General features: G+C 48.4%; 23 protein-coding genes. 7 read left to right on the forward strand and 16 right to left on the reverse strand.

Features of this window, described 5'->3' with window-relative positions; translation table 11 throughout:
- Nucleotides 1-386 precede the first annotated feature (386 nt).
- From D2910_RS06500 to D2910_RS06510, 3 genes are read left to right on the forward strand one after another with little or no spacing between them, the layout of a single operon-like run.
- Nucleotides 387-542: a cytochrome c oxidase subunit 2A gene (locus D2910_RS06500; RefSeq protein ID WP_117312813.1), complete on the forward strand. Its 156-nt coding sequence runs from the start codon at nt 387-389 to the stop codon at nt 540-542.
- Nucleotides 543-581: 39 nt separating this feature from the next.
- The gene (locus D2910_RS06505) at nt 582-1049 is read left to right on the forward strand and encodes a cytochrome c oxidase subunit II (RefSeq protein WP_101801275.1); all 468 of its coding nucleotides are present in this window, start codon (nt 582-584) and stop codon (nt 1047-1049) included.
- Nucleotides 1050-1070: 21 nt separating this feature from the next.
- Nucleotides 1071-2768 (forward strand): cbb3-type cytochrome c oxidase subunit I, encoded by a 1698-nt coding sequence (locus D2910_RS06510; protein ID WP_117312814.1) that lies wholly within the window; start codon nt 1071-1073, stop codon nt 2766-2768.
- A 119-nt stretch (nt 2769-2887) separates the two neighbouring features.
- Here the strand turns inward: D2910_RS06510 and D2910_RS06515 are convergent, their stop codons facing one another.
- The 3 genes from D2910_RS06515 to D2910_RS06525 form a co-directional block, all read right to left on the reverse strand.
- Nucleotides 2888-3220, reverse strand: a complete 333-nt coding sequence (locus D2910_RS06515; RefSeq protein WP_117312815.1) for a hypothetical protein — start codon at nt 3218-3220, stop codon at nt 2888-2890.
- A gap of 301 nt (nt 3221-3521) precedes the next feature.
- Entirely contained in the window at nt 3522-4205 is a 684-nt protein-coding gene (locus D2910_RS06520) for a response regulator transcription factor (RefSeq protein WP_205854589.1), read from the reverse strand.
- The gene (locus D2910_RS06525) at nt 4183-5586 is read right to left on the reverse strand and encodes a sensor histidine kinase (RefSeq protein ID WP_117312816.1); all 1404 of its coding nucleotides are present in this window, start codon (nt 5584-5586) and stop codon (nt 4183-4185) included. The genes D2910_RS06520 and D2910_RS06525 overlap by 23 nt, the downstream gene beginning before the upstream one ends.
- 278 nt (nt 5587-5864) lie before the next feature.
- On the opposite strand from D2910_RS06525, the gene D2910_RS06530 reads away from it, so the two are divergent.
- Nucleotides 5865-6452, forward strand: a complete 588-nt coding sequence (locus D2910_RS06530) for a YdhK family protein (RefSeq protein WP_117312817.1) — start codon at nt 5865-5867, stop codon at nt 6450-6452.
- Nucleotides 6453-6647: 195 nt separating this feature from the next.
- Nucleotides 6648-7100 (forward strand): DUF305 domain-containing protein, encoded by a 453-nt coding sequence (locus D2910_RS06535; RefSeq protein WP_117312818.1) that lies wholly within the window; start codon nt 6648-6650, stop codon nt 7098-7100.
- 98 nt (nt 7101-7198) lie between these two features.
- Here the strand turns inward: D2910_RS06535 and D2910_RS16845 are convergent, their stop codons facing one another.
- Complete coding sequence (locus D2910_RS16845) at nt 7199-7336, reverse strand: hypothetical protein (protein WP_165850146.1); 138 nt, start codon at nt 7334-7336, stop codon at nt 7199-7201.
- Nucleotides 7337-7376: 40 nt separating this feature from the next.
- The gene (locus D2910_RS06540; protein ID WP_117312819.1) at nt 7377-7820 is read right to left on the reverse strand and encodes a YhfM domain-containing protein; all 444 of its coding nucleotides are present in this window, start codon (nt 7818-7820) and stop codon (nt 7377-7379) included.
- 243 nt (nt 7821-8063) lie between these two features.
- Between D2910_RS06540 and D2910_RS06545 the strand changes: the two genes are divergently transcribed.
- Together D2910_RS06545 and D2910_RS06550 are read left to right on the forward strand one after the other, a co-directional pair.
- Nucleotides 8064-8591 (forward strand): TetR/AcrR family transcriptional regulator, encoded by a 528-nt coding sequence (locus tag D2910_RS06545; RefSeq protein WP_117312820.1) that lies wholly within the window; start codon nt 8064-8066, stop codon nt 8589-8591.
- Between the two features lie 64 nt (nt 8592-8655).
- Complete coding sequence (locus D2910_RS06550) at nt 8656-9783, forward strand: MFS transporter (protein ID WP_117312821.1); 1128 nt, start codon at nt 8656-8658, stop codon at nt 9781-9783.
- Between the two features lie 71 nt (nt 9784-9854).
- On the opposite strand, the gene rpiA is transcribed toward D2910_RS06550, so the two are convergent.
- From rpiA to kduD, 11 genes are all read right to left on the reverse strand, one after another.
- Nucleotides 9855-10538, reverse strand: a complete 684-nt coding sequence (gene rpiA / locus D2910_RS06555; protein ID WP_117312822.1) for a ribose-5-phosphate isomerase RpiA — start codon at nt 10536-10538, stop codon at nt 9855-9857.
- Nucleotides 10539-10551: 13 nt separating this feature from the next.
- Nucleotides 10552-10818 carry an HPr family phosphocarrier protein gene (locus D2910_RS06560; RefSeq protein ID WP_084243760.1) on the reverse strand — a complete coding sequence of 89 codons (267 nt, stop codon included), beginning with the start codon at nt 10816-10818 and terminating at the stop codon, nt 10552-10554.
- Between the two features lie 20 nt (nt 10819-10838).
- Nucleotides 10839-11834, reverse strand: a complete 996-nt coding sequence (locus D2910_RS06565; RefSeq protein WP_117312823.1) for a C-terminal binding protein — start codon at nt 11832-11834, stop codon at nt 10839-10841.
- Nucleotides 11835-12185: 351 nt separating this feature from the next.
- On the reverse strand, nt 12186-13334 hold the full coding sequence (dgoD, locus tag D2910_RS06570; RefSeq protein WP_101801266.1) for a galactonate dehydratase: 1149 nt from the start codon (nt 13332-13334) through the stop codon (nt 12186-12188).
- Nucleotides 13335-13720: 386 nt separating this feature from the next.
- The gene (locus D2910_RS06575; RefSeq protein WP_117312824.1) at nt 13721-14365 is read right to left on the reverse strand and encodes a bifunctional 4-hydroxy-2-oxoglutarate aldolase/2-dehydro-3-deoxy-phosphogluconate aldolase; all 645 of its coding nucleotides are present in this window, start codon (nt 14363-14365) and stop codon (nt 13721-13723) included.
- A gap of 18 nt (nt 14366-14383) precedes the next feature.
- Nucleotides 14384-15352, reverse strand: coding sequence for a sugar kinase (locus D2910_RS06580; protein ID WP_117312825.1), 969 nt, complete (start codon nt 15350-15352; stop codon nt 14384-14386).
- A gap of 38 nt (nt 15353-15390) precedes the next feature.
- Complete coding sequence (locus D2910_RS06585; RefSeq protein ID WP_117312826.1) at nt 15391-16665, reverse strand: TRAP transporter large permease; 1275 nt, start codon at nt 16663-16665, stop codon at nt 15391-15393.
- A gap of 33 nt (nt 16666-16698) precedes the next feature.
- The gene (locus D2910_RS06590) at nt 16699-17208 is read right to left on the reverse strand and encodes a TRAP transporter small permease (protein ID WP_084243754.1); all 510 of its coding nucleotides are present in this window, start codon (nt 17206-17208) and stop codon (nt 16699-16701) included.
- Nucleotides 17209-17335: 127 nt separating this feature from the next.
- A complete protein-coding gene (locus D2910_RS06595; RefSeq protein WP_084243753.1) occupies nt 17336-18394 on the reverse strand; it encodes a TRAP transporter substrate-binding protein in 1059 nt (352 codons plus the stop codon).
- A 78-nt stretch (nt 18395-18472) separates the two neighbouring features.
- A complete protein-coding gene (gene gnd / locus D2910_RS06600) occupies nt 18473-19369 on the reverse strand; it encodes a phosphogluconate dehydrogenase (NAD(+)-dependent, decarboxylating) (protein ID WP_084243752.1) in 897 nt (298 codons plus the stop codon).
- A 113-nt stretch (nt 19370-19482) separates the two neighbouring features.
- Nucleotides 19483-20241, reverse strand: coding sequence for a 2-dehydro-3-deoxy-D-gluconate 5-dehydrogenase KduD (gene kduD, locus D2910_RS06605; RefSeq protein ID WP_084243751.1), 759 nt, complete (start codon nt 20239-20241; stop codon nt 19483-19485).
- Nucleotides 20242-20421 lie beyond the last annotated feature (180 nt).

The raw sequence follows: 20421 nt of genomic DNA on the forward strand, positions 1-20421 counted from the left end.
AATTTTTTTCTTCTTTATCACTCACTTCCGCCGATATCACCAGCACCAAGAATGCAGTGACGATAAGAGCGATGGCCATGACGAGCATCGGATTTCCTCCTCCATATTTGACGTATGGCTATCTTCATCTTCAGACTTTCACGGTTTTTACATATTTGAGCAATTCAGACTAAAAAATTATATATTTTCTAATGAATTTACCAATTTATTGTGTATACTTTAATTAAATAAATATTTTAAATATTTCTTTAATTGCATTCTATAGGTTTTTAACGGTATTCTCCATCCTTTTCAGGAATTAAGTTTTCATCGTCCAACAATAGTCTTTGATCGGCAGATAACAAGCTTCGGCAAAACGACATGCAGATGAAAGGAGGAATTCCGTAATGAAGAATGCTCCGAGAGACACTAACAAGAACCGGAATCATACCGATTCCGCGGAAACATCATTAAAAGGCACCTTTACATCCGTACTGATCATCGCCGTTTTCATGCTGATATCCTGGTTCAGTGTTTTCATCTTATTTTTGGAGCGCAATTAAGAGCGGGCCACTACAGAAATCGGAAAGGAGATTCAACATATGCATATCCATCGTTATGAAAAGCTGTGGCTGATCATCGGTTCCATCATCCTGTTCATCTTTCTTGGCATTGTTGCGGTTCAAACATTCTTCCTGGATATGGGGCCGCCGAGCCATGCAGAAATGATCGATCCCCAAAGTGTCCGGGAATCAGAAATTTTTGCAGATCCGGAGCTGAAAGAAATCGGTGATAACGAATACGAAATTGCCATCATCGCGGAAATGTTCACTTTCCAGCCAGGAGATCTGGAAATTCCTGCAGGAGCAACCGTCCATTTCACTCTGGCTTCCCCGGATGTGACGCACGGGTTTAAAATCACTGACACCAACGTCAATGTCATGGTGGTGCCCGGCCATATCTCGAAAGTCAGCCACACGTTCGACGAACCCGGCGAATACCTGATTCTTTGCAACGAATATTGTGGTCTCGGCCATGAGTTCATGGCAAATACCATCACAGTCAAATAACCAAAGAAAGAAGGGGAAATAATGGCTCATATCAATGAAGCACCGATTCTCCATAAAGGAGTGGCCGTGAATGACGCAGCGGCTTCCGGTATCACCAGCCGCGATATCCGTTTATCCGCCGCCAATTTATCCATTGCTTTTATCGCCATTATGGTAGGCGGGATTGCAGGCCTCCTGCAGGGACTGGTTCGGAGCGGCTTTTTGGAGCTCCCTTCCTGGATCAGCTATTACGCACTTCTGACCGCTCACGGCGTGATGTTCATCCTGGTGCTGACTTCGTTTTTCAGCATCGGTTATTTATACGCCGGCACTTCCCGGGTCCTTGGCGGACTGGCCGATAAAACAATCGCTTTCGGCTGGGCCGGTTTTGCGCTCATGTCCGTCGGAACGGTAATGGCCGCGTTCTTCATCCTGACGGGCAATGCGAATGTGCTGTATACCTTTTATACGCCTATGCAGGCACATCCCTGGTTCTACGTCGGACTGGCGCTCATCGTCGTCGGCATCCTGTTGAATTGCGTCGGCATGTTCATCACTTATCAAAGCTGGAGAAAACGGAATCCCGGAAAATTGACGCCGCTGTTCGCCTTTTTCGCAAATGCCGTCTTCGTGCTGTGGGTTTTCGCTTCCTTGTTCATAGCAGTGTTTGTTGTCGGCATGGTCATACCTTGGGCATTCGGGTGGGTACCGACCATCGACCCGATGATGGGACGAACCTTGTTTTGGGCATTCGGCCACACGCTGGTGAACATTTGGATGCTGACAGCCATATCCGCCTGGTATGTCTCCATGCCAAAAATCATCGGCGGGAAAGTCTTCAGTGACTCACTTGCGCGTGTAGCAGTGGTCATTCTTGTGGTAGCCAATGTCCCGGGAGGGTTTCACCACCAGATTCTTGACCCGGGCTTGTCTGTCGAACTAAAATTCCTGCACGTCATCCAGACGTTTATGATCATCTTCCCATCGCTAATGACCGCTTTTGCGATGCTTGCGACTATGGAGCGCGCGGGAAGAGCGAAAGGCGTGAGAAGCTTACTGGGCTGGTGGAAAACACTTCCCTGGTCTGACGCTCGCTTCTTCGCATTGATCGTCGCGATGTTCGCGTTCATCCCCGCCGGACTCGGAGGCATCATCAACGCCAGCAACCAGATCAACCAGGTGGTCCATAATTCCATCTGGGTCACCGGCCATCTGCACTTGACGGTCGGCACAACGGTCATGCTGACGTTTTTCGGAATTTCCTACTGGCTCATCCCTTATTTGAGCGGACGGAGGATGACGCAGACCATCAACCGTCTGGCGGTTATACAAACCATCGTCTGGGCAGGCGGCATGCTGCTTATGTCCGGCGCGATGCACATCAACGGTCTCCTCGGAAGTCCGCGACGCACCGCCAATACGACTTACAACGGAAGCAGCGCCGCAGCCGACTGGGCAATGTACGAAACGCTGATGGCCATGGGCGGGGTCATCCTCGTCATCGGCATGGCTTTGCTGCTTTATATCTGGGCGCAATTGGCGTTCTTCGCACCAAAAGGAGATGCCGACTTCCCAATCGGCGAAGATTACAGCCCTTCTGACGCTTCGCCGCTGTTCATGGATCGCTGGTCGATTTGGGTCGCGCTGGCGACAGTTTCGATTGCCATCGCATATGTAATCCCGCTGATCGATTTTGCATCCGGCACGAATCCAGGCTCACCGCCGTTTTTAATGCCTTGATTCAATTAAAACTGATTTAAGCAAAAAAGGAGGAGGCACGTGACTGTGCCTCCTCCTTTTTTGTCTTCCTCTGTCATTCAGCTAGTCTATGGTAGAAAATCGCTATGAGTTCTGGAACGCTAGCCTAATTTTTTAAAAGTGACCGATTCATACAGCGGCGTAAAATGATACAGCGTCTTCAATTGCTCTTTGGACACCCGCTCCATTTCGCGAAAAACGGGTTCGGATAGTTGAAAATAATATGCGCCATTCGGCAGCTGCTGAATTTGCCGGCTGGCCTGATGCCACGCAACTTCTTCTATTTCCACCCAGACATTCTGATTCCGTTCCGGTGTCTTGATGGACAGCCGGGCGAACAAAGTGATGAACGTTTGGCCCTCTTCGACATGGATGTCTTTCACACGCGATAGATAATAACCGATATTCTTTGGAGGCTCTGTCTGCTTCTGCATAGATCTTCTCCTGTCCTAAATGGATTTGAATAAAAAAAACCGCAAAGAATCAAAGATTCTCTGCGGCTTTGCAGGCAGCACTATTGTCCCCTGCATTTTACCGATTGCCCTGTTAAATTGTGTGTTAGTGAGTTTTTAGTTATTTAATATACTAAAAGAAGTGCAGCTTTGCGTAAAGCGATAAGGCTTTAACCGGGTTTATCCATTAACTCCAATCCTTCAGCAAATTTGCGAAGCTTGTCGGAAAATCGCATAAAACAGCTATTAAAAAACACGGCGAAAAAATTTTGCGCCGTGTTTTTTAAATTTGTTCTGCTTCGTTTGTCCATTTATAGCCGATGCCCCAGACGGTGATGAAATGGTCATCGACAGGAAAGCCTGATTGCCGTATTTTTTCGCGGACATTTCGCACATGCGAATCGATGGTGCGTCCTTCCGTCTCAGAGTCATATCCCCAAATCAGCTGAATCAGCTGGTCTCTTGTAAATACTTTGTTGTTATTTTTCATCAGGTGGCCCACCATCAGGAATTCTTTCGGTGTCAGCTTGATGGCGTGTTTGCGGTAACTGAGTTCAAACTGTTCTTCATTCCACAGCAGCCCATTCACTTCAATAATGTTTTTTGGCGTTCTTCTGCGCAATAATGCTGTCATCCGTGCCAGCAGTTCTTCTTCGTTGAATGGTTTCGTGATGTAATCATCCGCTCCAAGATTCAATCCTCTTATGATATCTTTCTGCTGCTCCCGGGCTGTCAGCATAATGATGGGCACATCTGAAAACGTCCGGATTTCACGGCACAATTCCCAGCCATCCATTTCCGGCATCATGATATCCAGCAGCACAATGTCGAAAGGCTCCTGCTCCAGATATGAAAGTGCTTCCTTTGCTCCCAATGCTTTTTTGCAAAGATACTGGTGGGGCTGCAAATACAAAGCCAGTAAATCCAACATCCGTTTTTCATCATCAATCAACAGAACTTTCTTCATCCGATTCACCTCTTTTCAACTCAATCCGGACAGTTGTTCCTTGTCCTTGCTCACTTTCAAGAGTGATCTGGCCATCATGCGATTCGACGATCTCTTTGGCAATCGCCAATCCCAGCCCACTGCCGCCGAATTGCCGCGACCTGGATTTGTCTACACGGTAGAGCCGTTCGAATATAAAAGGAATATCCTTCTCGGGTATGCCCTCCCCTTCATCACTGACCCTTATCCAAGTCCGCTGTTCATCACCGCCCCCAGCCAGTGTGACACGCGTCCCTTCCGGCGAGTGCTTGCGGGCATTGTCCAATATATTAAGCAGCACCTGCTGGAACCGTTCGGGATCGATAAAGGCGATTATGGCTGGATCACATCTTATGGACAATTCGATTTTCTTCTCATCGAAAGCTGGACGCACCAGAGCGACGACAGATTGGAAAAGCACATTCAAGGAGAACTCCTCTTTTTGTATCTCAAACTGGTTGTGATCCAGCTGCGCCAATTCGAATAATTGCCGGATCAATTCTGTCAGATGGGCAGTTTCCTCCCGTATGATCGTGATATATTGGGCTTTTTCCTCATCAGAGGCAGTCGGGCGGCTCGCAATATCCGCATACCCTTTTATATAGGTAAGCGGAGTCCGCAGCTCATGGGCGATATCCGCCAGAAATTCATTTCGTTCATTTCTTAAGCGATCCAAGTCACTTGATAAAGTAGTGATGGCAAACGCCAATTCACCCAGCTCATCGTTGCGTTCAATATTCAGCTTCACTTTGTTATTTCCGCTCTTTAATTGTTCTGTCGCTTTCTTCATTCTGATCAGCGGCAATGTGATAAATCGTGATAATAAAAAAATTGTAATGATTGTCAGCCCGAGTGCCATAAGACCCGCAGCGAGGAATTGGTTTCTCAGGTGGCTGACCATCTGCTGGATCTGATTCGTTCCTGCAAACATAAAGACGTGGCCACGATGTTCCCCATCAATCGTAACCGGGCTGTCAGTCGCGATAAATTCTTTTTCATTCCATCTCTCTTCCACTATTTCCCCTTCGTGCACAATTTCATCAAAATCCGTATGCTCCAAAACAGCATTCATCTCAGGTTCAATCGAATCCGAATGAATCAATTCATTGCCGGCAGCGTCGGTTATGATGACGATGAAATCGGATGCAGATTCCATCAGGGCCACATGTTCCAAAGTTGCCGGTTCAAAACTGCCGGCCAATACTTCGCTGTGTGTATTGCCTCTTGCAAGCAAGTTTGTCATGACTTCATCGACCCGTTCGTTGACAAAAGTAATATACAAAGTCAAAAACAGAACCGATTCAATAAGTATGATGAACCCCAAAAATAGTAATCCAATTTTTAATGCAAGGCGATTTAGCATAGCGTCCCTCTTTTTAATTCAAATAGTATTTCTTTGCCGCTGACCTTTATTGTCAATAGTATACTTCATCAAGCGGGTCATTGCCGTATAGCTTTCAAAACAGTTTAGCGGAAAAGTTTCAAGTTTTTGTGCAGTTTCTTCTATAGTCAAAAACTTTCTTTGAAACTCCCCGTTGCCACCGATAATTTCATTGTCCTTGAAATGTCATGGTTCCTGCACACATTGTGCATTCTTTTTGGGTAAAGTGAGAACAGAAAAACATGGAAAGAGGGATTTATATGCATAAAAATAGATGGACGATGGGATTTTTGTCTTTATTGGCAGCATTGACGTTAAGCGCATGCAACACAGGAAACGATATGCCAAACGAAAACATGGACATGGATCCTGTAAACGAGGACAGCATGAACCATGATTCCGGACACATGGAGATGGAGCATTCCGGTTCCGGGGAACTGCCGGCTGGATTGGAAGAAGCCGAAAATCCGTTATACGAAGTCGGCAGCCAGGCCGTCATCAACTCCGATCATATGGAAGGGATGAAAGGTGCTGAAGCTACGATTGTCGGCGCTTACGATACGACCGTTTATGCTGTCACTTATACCCCGGCCAATGGCGGCGAACCGGTTTCCAATCATAAATGGGTAATTCATGAAGAACTTGAAAATGCCGGGGAGGAACCGCTGGAACCCGGAGATGAAGCTGTTCTTGCTGCAGATCATATGAAGGGAATGGATGGGGTTACAGCCACGATCGATTCCGCTGAGCAAACTACCGTCTATATGATCGACTTCAACACGACGACTGGCAATGATAAGGTGACCAACCATAAATGGGTGACTGAAGACGAGCTTTCAGCGAATTAACGAATATTGAATGCTATGGAAGAACCACTGATTCTTAATCGGATCGGTGGTTTTTCCGTTTTATCTTTAAAATGTTCTACCGGCTTAATTGTGCACTTTCTATGGAGTTTATTCATACGTCTAAATGGTATACAAATAGTGAACGGACTTTTCCGGTGGACAATCACATAAACTATGACGAAAGGAGAAGGTTTTATGAACAGTTATTTAAAATTCGGAATCATGATTTTAACTTCGACTTTTCTAATGTATTGGCTGATGTTTTTGAATGTGTTCCAGTTCGAACATGTCACATACAGTGAAACCCGAATCTACATGGCATTGATCATGGGTTCCGTCATGGCCATAGTCATGCTGCTATTCATGTGGCCGATGTATAAGAACAAGAAAGTAAATTCCATCATTTTAGCCGGCAGCGCTGTGGTGTTCGCACTGTCACTTTGGCTGGTCCGCAGCCAGGTGCTGATTGAAGATGAGGGTTGGATGAAAGCGATGATTCCGCACCATTCCATTGCTATCCTGACTAGTGAACGTGCCGACATATCAGATCCTGAGGTCAGAGAACTTGCAGATACGATCATCAAAACACAGCGTGAAGAAATTGCCAAAATGAAAGAACTGATAGAAAAGCTTGAAAACGAAGAATGATTTAAAGCGAAAAAGGAAGGCCAAAAGCGAAGATGTTTCGCTTTTGGCCTTCCTTTCTGTTTCGGTGTCATCAGCTCATCTTTACCAATTGCCGACTCTTACTTCTTATCCCTTATTTCTTCCAGCAGTTCAATTACCCGTTTATTCTGTTCGCCGAGCGAATCCAGTTTCTTTTCAGTGGTGCTTGAAATGATCAAGACAACGCCTATCAGTATAATTTCCATCATAAAATCCATTACACCTCTCCCGTTTCTTTGGATGTATACGGCGAAGCCCTCACTGCTCAAACTCGACTGTCCCCTGCACCACTTCTACATCGCCTTTCGCTTCAATAAAATCTTTTATTTCCTGTGCAGATTCTTCATCCATCCGGAACGTTGCGTTTTTATGCGGATGCAAGCTCTGCAGATAACCTTCACCATCTTCAGTGACCCATAGATGGTAAGTCCGGTTTTCTTCATCTTCCATCATGAACTCCATCGTGAGCACAGGTCTTGTGGTAATGATGCTGCCTTCTTCCATCTCCTCTGCAGAATTGACTGCTTCTGTGAAGATTGCGAGCCCGTTGCTCCCGTCCAGGTATTCTTGTTCAGCCAGCTCTTCCGAACCTTCTGTTTCCCAATAATCCATCCGCAAATTTTCCGCTTCTTCAATGACGGCTGAAGAACAGGCCGAGCAGAAAAGAAGCATCAGAATCGGCGACCATTTAGCAATCTGCATATCAGCACCCCTTTTTCCCACAAACATTATTTTCTTCATGAATTAACTGTCTATTTCAAGTCTACAGGAAAATTACCGTTTTATGTAAAATAATTTCCCTTCTTTTATCTTTTAATGAATTGATTAAAAACGAATTTCGATTTTTACGATTTTCTTCCTCAGCTGCTTTGAATTGTATTCTACATTAATACGTGTTAATTTTAGAGTGACCGTTATATCTAAAAACTAGAGGAGGCCGATTCTATGAGTTCTAAAAGAGAAGATTTACTGGTAGCCGCAGAACGGCTTTTCTATACCCACGGCTTTCATGCCATTGGCTTGAAGGCGATTGTACAGGAAGCAGGGGTTGCGCTTATGACCCTCTACAACCATTTCGCTTCTAAAGAAGAATTGATTTTAGAAATCCTCAATAGAAGAGAACAGGCCTATTTTGATGTGCTGCGGAAAGTCATCACCGAGGAGACAGGTACTGTGCAGGAAAAGCTTGCTTCTGCCCATCTGGCATGGCTGAAAGACACAGCTTCGAACGGCTGTATGTTCCTGCGGGCGAAAGAGGAATTCAGCAGCGATTCCGACCATCCGATTGTCACCAGTGTGAATTCCCATAAAGAAAATACGATCCGCTTTATACAGGCATACGGATTGGACAGAAGCGAGGCTTTGAAATTATCGCTGTTGTTTGAAGGTACGACTTCACTGGCTGAGACCACCGATATCAAAGAAGTGGAAGGTGTTTTGAAGTCATTTGTCGACTGTATTGAAGTAAGTTGACAGCTTACTTTTTTTACCTCATTTATAGAGTGACCGTTCTATATAAAAATAGGAGTTGATTGTTATGTGGAAAATTGTCTTGCCTGGCATATCCATGATCGGCGTTACATACGCATTTGCCAGATACAGCTTCGGTCTCTTCCTGCCGAATATCAGTTCAGACTTGAATCTGTCAGAAAGCCAAGCCGGCTATGTGGGGTCCGCTGCCTATTTAGCCTATACCGCGGCTTTAATCACAGCCTCGATCTTCATCTCCAAATCCGGAGCACGGCATATCGTCCTGTTATCAGGTGTCACTGCCATCCTCGGCATGCTTGGAATGGCGGCTTCACCCAATTTCATCATATTGCTTCTCAGCGCATTCATTGCGGGTCTTGGCAGCGGCTGGATTTCACCAGCCTTCAGCCAAATCGTGGTTCAATCCTTGACTCCCGATCTTCAGGATAAAGGGAATACATGGATCAACACCGGCACCAGCGTCGGTATTGTCCTGACCGGTCCTGCAGTTTTGCTTTTTTCCGAACAATGGAGATGGGGATATGTCCTGTTTGCGGTCCTCGCTTTTGGTTCGGTTTGGTGGAATGCGGCTGCTTTAACGAATAAAACAGAGGATTCCGCCGCTCCAGCCCGTCTCAAATTCGGGAAGAAGTTATTGATGGACGCTCGTTTTCTCATCATTGCTTCTATTGGCATCGGCTTGGCCTCCTCCATCTACTGGACATTTTCAAGAAGTTACGTGACCATGGTACACGATAACACCACGGCAGAAAGCGCTGTGTTCTGGATCATCATGGGAGCCGCCGGCATACTCGGTGGAATCGCCGGTGCCACAATCAGCAAACTGGGACTGGCCAAGTCTTATCGCTTAGGGATGCTGACTTTATCAGCTTCCCTTTTCGTCCTGACACTCCCTTATCAGGCCAGCATCTACCTGTCAGCTGTACTCTTTGGCATCTCATTCATTTTCATGACCGGATTAATCATCGTTTGGGGTACCCGCCAATTCCCCGATTCGCCTTTCATCGGCGTCAGCATCGCCTTCTTCTCTTTGGGCATCGGGCAGTCGATCGGTTCGGTCATCGCCGGGCTGCTGATTGACGGAACTTCTTTCCCTTTCGCCTTTATCGCATTTTCAATCGCCGGCGCTCTCTTTGTCTTCTGCAAAATTAAGATTTCCGAAACCAAAGCGTGAAGCAAATTAAAAAAAGAACGTCCGCAAATGTCCTGAGACTTTTGCGGACGTTCTTTTATTGTTCAGTGGCATTAATTTTTATTGATTACCTGCGCACCATCCGGCCCCGCCAGAATGACTTTGTCGGTCATATCGATGAACAGGCCTGTTTCGACGACACCGAGCAGCAGTTTAAGTTGGTTGTGAAGGGCGCGCGGGTCTTCAATCGACTCAAAAGCGCAGTCGAGAATGTAGTTGCCGTTGTTCGACACGAACACTTCGCCGTCCCGCTCCCGCAGCACTGGCTTGGCACCAAGCGCCTCGATTTTGTCGGCCGTGCGCTGCCACGCAAATTGCAGCACTTCGACCGGCAACGGGAATTTCCCGAGCCGGTCGACCATTTTTGACTGGTCCGCGATGATGATGACTTGCTTGGCATGCGCGTTGACGAGCTTCTCACGGACGAGCGAACCGCCGCCGCCTTTGGTGAGCTGAAAAGCCGGATCGATTTCATCCGCTCCGTCAATCGCCAGATCGAGTGTTTCGACTTCCGAGAAATCGGTCAGCGGAATGCCGAATTCCTTCGCCCAGCCTGCTGTCCGGAGTGATGAGGGGATGCCTTTAATATTGAGTCCCTGATCGACCAGTTCTCCGAGACGCTTCAGCAGCCAGTAGACGGTCGTGCCGGAACCCAGTCCAAGCACCATGCCGTCTTCCACGTATTCCACCGCCTGTTCAGCAGCGGCTTTTTTATAAAGGTCCTGATTCTCTGTCATCCGAAACGCCTCCTTAGCCTTGGCTCAAATAGGAAACGACGTCTGCCATCGCTTCTTCCGCATCTTCACCGACAGTACGGATATTGAGTTCGTCCCCATTGCGCAATTGCAGCGTGATCAGTCCAAGGAAACTTTTCAAGTTGATTTCGTAAGGCGTGCCGTTGACTGATTTCTTCAAATAAATCTCCGATTGGTATTTCTGTGTCGCTTTGCTGACTTCGACGATGGTCGTCTTGTCTGAAATATTGACGGTGATGTCTTTCGATACGCTTTTCTCCATGAAAATTCCTCCTTTATTGGTTACAGCTTGTCTTCCAATTTCACTTTCTCTTTCACGGCTTTATTGACGAGATAGGTCGGATAATAACCCGACAGCACGTCGGCCACGTTTTCAGCCGTCTTGCGCTTGAGTTCCGTTTCCGCTTCAACAGAATAAAAAGCGGAATGCGGGTTCAGAATGACATTGTCCATTGCCAGAAGCGGGTTGTCGGCGGCAATCGGCTCTGTTTCAAGCACATCAAGGCCGGCGCCGGCAATCGTTCCTGCCTGCAGCGCTTCGATCAGTGCCTGTTCATCGATGATTGGCCCGCGCGCCGTGTTGATGATAAATGCTTCTTTTTTCATCATAGCGAATTCTTTCGTGCTTATCATCTTTTCCGTATGCGCATTGAGCGGCACATGGACAGAAAGGTAATCCGAACGTCCGCAGAGTTCTTCGAGCGTCACGAGTTCGACGTTTTGCGCGGCAGCGACTTCCGGTGCCACGAATGGGTCGTAGGCGATGACGTTCAGATCGAATGCCTTCGCTTTTCTCGCTACGGTCTGCGGGATGTTGCCGAAACCGACAAGGCCGAGCGTCTTCCCTTGCAGGCGATAAATCGGCACAGCGACTTTAAAATCCCAGACACCGTTTTTCACCGAGTTATTGAGGAGCGTCACTTTGCGCGCCAGCGACAGCAGCAATGCCATCGCGTGGTTTGAAACTTCATCTAGACAATAGTCAGTGACGTTCCCGACGATGATGCCTTTTTCAGTCGCTGCGTCAACGTCAATCGTGTTGAAGCCGACCCCGTAACGTGAAATGACTTTGCAGTTATCAAGCTGTTCGATGACTTTGCGCGAGATTGGCGCGTATTGGTTGATCAGTGCATCGGCGTCTTTGCAGGCGGCGATGACGTCGTCTTCCGTTTTGCATTGTTCGAAAGTCAGTTTGATGCCGAGCTTGTCCAGAACGGCTTCTTCCGGTGCGAATGTGCTGTATTCGTAGTCGGTGACGACCACTTTGAATGGGCTCATGGGGTTCTCTCCTTTTGTTGAATGTATAAATAATAAATTATAATAACCGATATTCCGCAAAATAACTTCGCTTTCCTGGGGGCTTGAGCTGAGCTAACTCGGACTCAGTAACCTTCGCCCGAGTGGATCTCAGCACTTCGCTCGAAACGGAGTTGGAAACCAACTCCGTTTCTTTTCCCCTGGGAGTCTTCGTTATTTTGCTCCATATCTCTAGAGATTTCTCTCAACGCCGTCGCGCCTCCGGACTGGACGAAACAATAAGACGAGTGGTCTTCTCGGCTTATTCTGAAAGTCTTGTCCTAAGCGCCGAAGCGATTTGCAAATGCTGACAACTTAAATAAGTTGTTCTTTTTACCACTCAGCAATGGAGCCGTCTTTATGGCGCCATACCGGGTTTTTCCAGTTATGGCCGATTTTCGCCTGTTCGCGGACAAAGTCTTCATTGATGGAAATGCCGAGGCCTGCGTTTTGCAGCATGTCGACATAACCGTCTTTGTATTCGAAGACCGTTTTGTCGTTCAGGTAATCGAGCAGATCGCTGCCCTGGTTGTAATGGATGCCGAGGCTCTGTTCCTGGATGAAGACGTTATGCGACGTAGCGTCGACCTGCAGGCATGATGCTAACGCGATCGGACCGAGCGGGCAATGCGGCGCAACCGCCACATCATAAGCTTCCGCCATTGCGAAGATCTTCTTGCATTCCGTGATTCCGCCTGCGTGCGACAAATCCGGCTGGATGATGTCGACGTAGCCGTCCGACAGGATTTTCTTGAAATCCCATTTCGAGAACATGCGCTCACCTGTCGCAATCGGAATATTGGTGATGTGCGCGATTTCACGCAGGGCTTCATTGTTTTCCGGCAGGACCGGCTCTTCGATGAACATCGGGCGGAATTGCTCGAGTTCTTTGACGAGGATTTTCGCCATCGGTTTATGTACACGGCCGTGGAAATCGATGCCGATGCCGACATATTTGCCGACCGCGTCACGGACTGCCGCGATGCGTTCAACCGCCTGGTCGACTTTTTCGTAGGAGTCGATGTATTGCAGCTCTTCCGTACCATTCATCTTCACAGCGCTGAACCCTGCTGCAACAGCTTCTTTGGCTGCCGTGCCGACATCGTTCGGACGGTCCCCGCCGATCCATGAGTAGACACGGACTGAATCGCGGACGGCCCCGCCCATCAATTCTGAAATCGGTGCGTTGTGGTATTTCCCTTTGATATCCCACAGCGCCTGGTCGATTCCGGCAATCGCGCTCATCAAAATCGGACCTCCGCGGTAAAAGCCTGAACGGTACATCATCTGCCACAAATCTTCGATGCGGCGCGGGTCTTTGCCGATCAGGTAATCGCCAAGCTCATGGACAGCAGCTTCGACTGTAGCGGCGCGGCCTTCAACGACCGGCTCTCCCCAGCCCACAATGCCTTCGTCGGTTTCGATTTTCAGGAACAGCCATCTCGGCGGAACGATAAATGTTTCCAGCTTCGTGATTTTCACAATAAAACCCTCGTTTCTTTTTTTATGATCTTTATGTCCGGTTTTTCGCTTTTCGCGTGCGAAAAGCATCCGTTCGTCTTTTGGTTTTGGTTTTTGCAGAGATTTTGATGGAAATAAAACCTGAAACTACTCATAATCAGCTTTTTGCGCCGGTTTCTTAGCGACTTCTTCCGATGAGTTAACGGATATGCGCGTTCGGGAGATTATATCGGCGCTCAGGAAATTATATCGGCGTTCAGCGATTTATATCGGCGTTCAAAAAATTATATCGGCGCTCAGCGAGATATATCGGCGTTCGCCGATTCATCACCCTTCCACCCGCTATTCCCCCACCTAACGTCAGCCTTATTTCCAACCAATGCTAAAAAAACGCCAGTTTCAGCGCTTTAGCTTCTGGCGTTTTTAATTTTCCCGATAAATTGGCGGGACAGGTCCGTCAATACTTCGTAGCGTTCTTCCGCGATCGCTTTACTGTCGACTAAAGAGCCGCCAGCTCCGACTGCCACGGCGCCATTCCGGATGAAGGTTTCGACGTTGTCCAAAGAAACGCCGCCGGTCGGCATCATCGGAATGTGGCCAAGTGGCCCTTGCAGATCTTTGATATAGGCTTCACCGAGTGCGGCACCCGGGAAGATTTTCAACAGGTCGGCGCCTGCGGAATAAGCGTTGACGATTTCAGTCGGCGTCATGACACCCGGAATGGAGATGCGCCCGTAGCGGTTCGCCATCTGGATGGTTTCGATATCGAAGCTCGGGCAGAAGATGAAGTCCGACCCGGCATCGATGGCCATTTTGGCAGATGGCGCGTCGAGGACGGTTCCAGCGCCGACAAGAACGCGGTCGCCGAATTTCTCTTTCAGGTCGCGGATCATGCCGAGTGCACCGGGCGTGTCCAATGTGATTTCAAGGGCACCGGTGCCGCCTTCGACAAGCGCTTCCGCGATTTGGTGGATCTGTGATTGTTTGGGTTTACGGATGACTGCGATGAGTCCTGATTCTTTCAGGCGAATAAGGTTTTCCCATTTTTTCATGGCTGCTTCCTCCTCGGTTTAACGTTTTACGTCGCGGTTGGCCCCGGCTGGTTTCATGAAGCGTTCGACTGCCTCGAATGTCGGCAGCCCCTCGATGTCTCCGCTCACACCGACGACCATTGCACCGATTGCATTGGCGCGGCGGACCGTTTGTTCCAGCGGCTGTTCGCGCAGCAAGCCGCTGATGACACCTGCGGCGAAGCCGTCTCCGGCGCCGACAGGGTCGACGATGCGGTCTACTGGAAAGCCTTCAATGTAAGTTTTCTGCTCACCCGCGTGCAGGTAAGCGCCTTTATCACCAAGCTTGATGACCACAATTTTTTCATTGTCACCATCAGCGAGCGTCTCCGCCACTGCTTCGACGTCTGTTTCACCGGTCATCAGCTGGCCTTCATCGAGTCCAGGGAGGATGACATCGGCGTTTGCGGCAATTTCGTTGAACGTTTTCTTCGCCTCTTCAGCGCTCCACAATTTCAAGCGCAGATTCGGGTCAAAAACGATTTTCGTGCCATTGCGTTTCGCGATCTCGATTGCTTCCATAACAGTGGCGCGTGCCGAATCGCTTAGCGCCGGCGTGATACCGCTGATATGGAGAATGCGTGCCGCCGCAATCGCGCCGGCATCCAGTTCTTCCGGCTGCATCAGACTGGCTGCAGACCCCTTCCGGTAATAATAGACGTTCATGTCTTCCGGCGATAATTGTTCCTTGAACAGGAGGCCAGTCGGCGCTTCATCCGTCTGCAGACAGGATGAAACGTCGACGCCTTCCCCGCGTATGCTTTTCACTACAAAACGCCCGAATGGGTCGTTGCCGAGTTTGCTGAACCAAGTGACGGAATGGCCAAGTCTCGTAAGGCCGATCGCGACATTTGATTCCGCTCCCCCGATTTTCTTTGGAAACTGATGGATGTATTCCAGCGGCAGCATCTGCTCAGGCTGGAACAGCACCATCGTTTCGCCAAATGTAAACACTTCTGATTTCTCCATTTAAGACACAACCTTCTCTAACGTAATTCCCGGTTTCATTACTCCGGAATGAAGAACATCGTGATAGCCGGAACGAATGTCAGGAATAATAATGTGATGATCATTGAAAGGACGAATGGCAACACGGCGCGGGACAGCGCTTCGATCGATACGCCGGAAATACCGGATGCGACGAATAAGTTGACTCCGACCGGTGGCGTGAAGAAACCGATTGCCAGGTTGACGACCATCAGGATACCGAAATGGACCGGATCATAACCGATCTGGACTGCAATCGGAAGCAAGATCGGCGTCAGGATGATGATGGCGGCAAGTGTATCCATGAACATGCCGACGACCAGCAACAATAGCATGATCAGCAGGATGATGACGTACTGGTTCGTGGAAATTGACAGCATCGCCTCAGCAATCTGGTTTGGCACCTGCTCGATTGTCAAAAGACGTCCGAAAGCGTTCGCCGTTCCGACGATGATCAGCACAGTCGCTGTCGTCAGCGCGGAATCGATGATGACTTTCGGCAAATCACGGATTTTCAATGCGCGGTAAAGGATCATCGCTGCGAATAAACCGTAGACGACTGCAATGACAGCGGCTTCTGTCGGTGTGAAATAACCGCCGTAAATACCGCCGAGGATGATGATCGGAATGAGCAATGCCCATTTCGCTTCCCAGAAAGCGACACCGATTTTTTTGAATGAAGTCTTTTCTTCAAGGCCTTTATAGCCTTTTCTCTTCGAATAGAAGTATGCCCATGCAATCATAGACAGACCTACAAGGATCCCGGGAACGATACCGGCGATGAAAAGATCGCCGATAGAAACGCTGCCGGTTACCCCGTAGATGACCATCGGGATACTCGGCGGGATGATGACACCGATCGATCCGGCTGCTGCTACAGTAGCCGTTGCGAATTTGATGTCATAACCCTGGCGCACCATTGCCGGAATCATGATTCCGCCGATTGCCGCAACTGTTGCGGGACCGGAACCGGATATGGCTGCAAAGAACATACATGTGATGATTGTCGCAATGGCGAAGCCGCCGGTTCTGTTGCCGACCAGCGCGTTCGCTACATTGAAGAGGCGTTCGGAAATACCGCCCTTGCCCATGATTTCACCGGCAAGGATGAAGAACGGAACCGCCATTAACGGGAACGAATCGACAGATGTGATCAATTCCTTCGCGAGGAATTCGACCGGCAGACTGCCTGTATACATAATTGTGATAAGTGTTGATAAGCCGATGGCGATACCGATTGGCACCGTCAGGATCAGCAAAAGCGCAAAGCTGCCAAATAACACTGCAATAGTCATTCTATAAACCTCCTAGATGTTTCATTCCGGGACCTACCCTAGTTTTTCGATTTGCTTATCCTGGTTCATTTCATGCTTTAACGCTTTGATGTGTTTCACAAGGTTCTGCACCAGACGGATCAGCGTCAAGCCCATGCCGACCGGTGTCGCCAGGTAGATGAGCCCCATCGGAATCTGGTTGGCCGGAGATTTCTGGCCGAATGCCAGCAGCTGGCTCGCTATGTCGTAGCCATAGCGGATCACGAAGATGGCGAAAGCGATGAACAGCAGATTAGCGATGATCGTCAGAATGATTTTGCCTTTGTTTTTAAGTACCAATAGCAGGACATCCACTTTGATGTGACGGTCTTTTTTGACGCCGTAGCTGATGCCGATATAGACCAGCCAGATAAAGCTGTAGCGCGCCAATTCTTCAGTCCAGGACAAAGAGCTGTCGAGTTGTCTCATGACCACTTGCAGGAAAATGACCGCTACCATGATCGTGGTAAAAAGCACCAATAGCACTTCTTCGATATGCCGGTCTAACCAATGTATGATTTTCATGTCGGTCTCCTTCATCAATAAAATTTTATTTGTCTACAAGGGGAGTAGAAAGATGTAAATTCCATTTCCAGAAAAGCAAGAAAACGGCTTTGAGGAAATATTCCTCCTCAAAGCCGCTGCCTATTTATTATTCTGCCAATTCTGCTTCAGCTTCTGCGACAGCGTCGTAGACTTCCTGAACAGTTTCTTTACCGATTTTTTCTGCGTACTCATCAAGGACCGGCTGAACGATTTTCACCATTTCCGCACGGGCTTCAGGAGATACTTCGTTGTAGTTCATGCCTTCAGCTTTCAATTCGTCAGCATATTCCGCAACAGCTTCACGGTTAAGTTCACGGTTCATTTTACCCGCTTCAACAGCCGCTTCTGTTACGATTGTCTGCTGCTCTTCAGTCAAGCCATCAAAGAATTCCTTGCTCATCAAGAATACGAATGGGCTGTAGATATGGTGTGTTGTAGAAACGTAATCCTGTACTTCGTAGAAACCTTGCAGGTAGATTGTCGGGATCGGGTTTTCCTGTCCATCGACAGTACCTTGCTGCATTGCTGTAAACAATTCACCGAATGCCATTGGCGTCGGGTTAGCTCCAAGTGCTTTGAAAGCGTCAAGGTGCAGATCGTTTTCCATTGTACGCAATTTCAAGCCTTCGAAATCACTTGCAGATTCGATTGCGCGTTCGCTGTTCGTTACATCACGGAATCCATTTTCCCAGTAAGCAAGGCCGACAAGGTTCTGGTCTTCCAATTTATCAAGAAATTTCTGTCCGACTTCGCCGTCCAATACTTTATCCGCTACTTGCTCGTTCGGGAACAGGAACGGGAAATCGAATACGCTGTATTCAGGTACAAAGTTAGCGATTGGTGCCGTTGAAGGAATTGTTACTTCCTGTGAACCAAGCTGCAACGCTTCAGTCATTGCGCGGTCATCGCCCAATTGGCTGCTGTGGTAAGTTTCAACTTTGATCGCGCCGTCAGTTTTCTCTTCAACAATTTTTTTCCATTCCAATAATGCCAGGTATTGCGGGTGTGAATCGTTAAGGCCGATACCAGCGCGGATTGTTTTTGTTTCGCCTGATCCTTCGCCTTCGCTTGCCGAACCTTCAGATGCTTCGTCGTTTCCGCCTCCGCATGCTGCAAGAACCAATACCATCATTGCCAATACGAATAAAGAAAAAATCTTTTTCATGTCAGTCTCCCCTTTTTCATGTTTTATTTGGTGTAAAATTTGTAAAAGATTTTATGTGGTGAAGCGTGTGTAACTGAACTATTTTTTGACGACTGCGTGGCCGCCGAATTCATTGCGGAGCGCTGCTACGACTTTACCGGTGAAGGTATCGTCTTCCTGTGAACGGTAGCGCATCAGCAGTGACATGGTGATGACCGGTGCCGGCACCTGAAGGTCAAGTGCGGTTTCAACCGTCCATTTCCCTTCACCCGAAGAGTTCATGACGCCGCGGATCTCTTCCAGTTTCGGATCTTTCGAAAATGCGCTTTCGACCAATTCCATCAGCCATGAGCGGATGACGGAACCGTTGTTCCAGACTTTCGCCACGCCTTCCAGGTCATAATCGTACTCGCTCTTCTCGAGGATATCGAAGCCTTCAGCCATCGCCTGCATCATGCCGTACTCGATGCCGTTATGGATCATCTTAAGGAAATGTCCGCTGCCGAGTTCGCCGGTATAGAAATAACCGTTTTCGACAGAAACGCTCTTGATGACCGGTTCGATGATTTTAAATGCTTCAGGGTCGCCGCCGATCATTGTGCAGATTCCTTCACGCGCGCCGGAAACACCGCCGCTTGTTCCGCAATCCATGAAGTGGATGCCTTTTTCTTTCAGGCTTTCACCCAGTCTCACCGATTCTTTATAATTGGAGTTGCCTCCATCGATGATGATGTCGCCTTCGTCAAGAAGCGGTTTTAATGTCGCAATGACATTTTCCGTAATCTCGCCGTGCGGCACCAGCATCATCAAAACGCGGGGTTTTTCTAATTGCTGAACGACTTCTTCGAGTGAATATGCGCCAATCGCGCCATCAGCCGCGATTTTGTCGACTTGCTCACTGTTTGCATCGTGCGCCACTACCTGATGGCCATTGTCCATCATGTTCAACGCCAGGTTGTAGCCCATCTTGCCGACGCCTATCATTGCTAATTTCATGCTTGTAACCCCTTTCTTTCCACTTCAGAAAACATTCGGCGCCCGTCAAACTTTATCGTATGCCGCTGTCCATTTCAAGAAGTATTTTATTATTTTTTTGCTGTTTTAGTGATTTATCTTCCGAGCCAGCCCCCGTCCACCGGAATGGTGATGCCGTGGAGATAATCGGAAGCAGCGGAAGCCAGAAAAATGGCTGCCCCTTGCATATCCTCAGGTTTGCCCCAGCGTCCCGCCGGAATGCGTTCAAGGATTTGGCGGTTGCGCGTTTCGTCAGCCAGCAATGCCGTATTCATCTCCGTATCCATATAGCCCGGAGCGATGGCATTGACGTTGACGCCGCGATGCGCCCATTCATTGGCCAGCGATTTCGTAAACTGGATCACGGCTCCTTTGCTCGCCGCGTAAGCAGGAACCCGAAGGCCGCCCTGGTAAGAAAGCAGCGAAGCCAGATTGATAATCTTGCCTCTGCCGTTTTCCAGCATATGCGCCCCGAATGTCTGGCACATGAAGAATGCCGCATTGGCGTTGACGTCCATTACAAAATCCCAGTCCTGCTTAGGGAAATCGGTTGAATCATGCCGCTTTTGAACACCGGCATTGTTGATGAGGATGTCGATGCTGCCAGTCAATTCCTTGCAGCGCTCCAGCAACTCGCCGTACTGTTCAAAATTCAGCAAGTCGAATTCGACTTTTGCCGCTTTCACGCCGAGTTTTCGAATTTCATCCAGCACCGCTTCATCGATGGTTCTTGCAACAACGACGATATCCGCTCCTGCTCTCGCCAATCCCAGTGAAATTTCTTTCCCGAGCCCCCGGTTGCCGCCGGTGATCACCGCGGTTTTTCCTGTCAGATCAAAAAGTGATTGATTGATAATCGAACCCCCGCTTTCTGCCGTCGGCTTGATGGTGTGTGTTGAATTTTCCAGTGCCAACATATATTACGGAAATAAATTCCGTGGTGCTATTCAGTTAATAATGCGTTTACCTCGCGAAATCGTGAAGGTAATTTCGTTTGAAAGAAAAGAATGTAAACCCTTCCATAAACTTTATTA

The sequence above is a fragment of the Planomicrobium okeanokoites genome (assembly GCF_003428875.1).
GTDB lineage: Bacteria > Bacillota > Bacilli > Bacillales_A > Planococcaceae > Planococcus > Planococcus okeanokoites.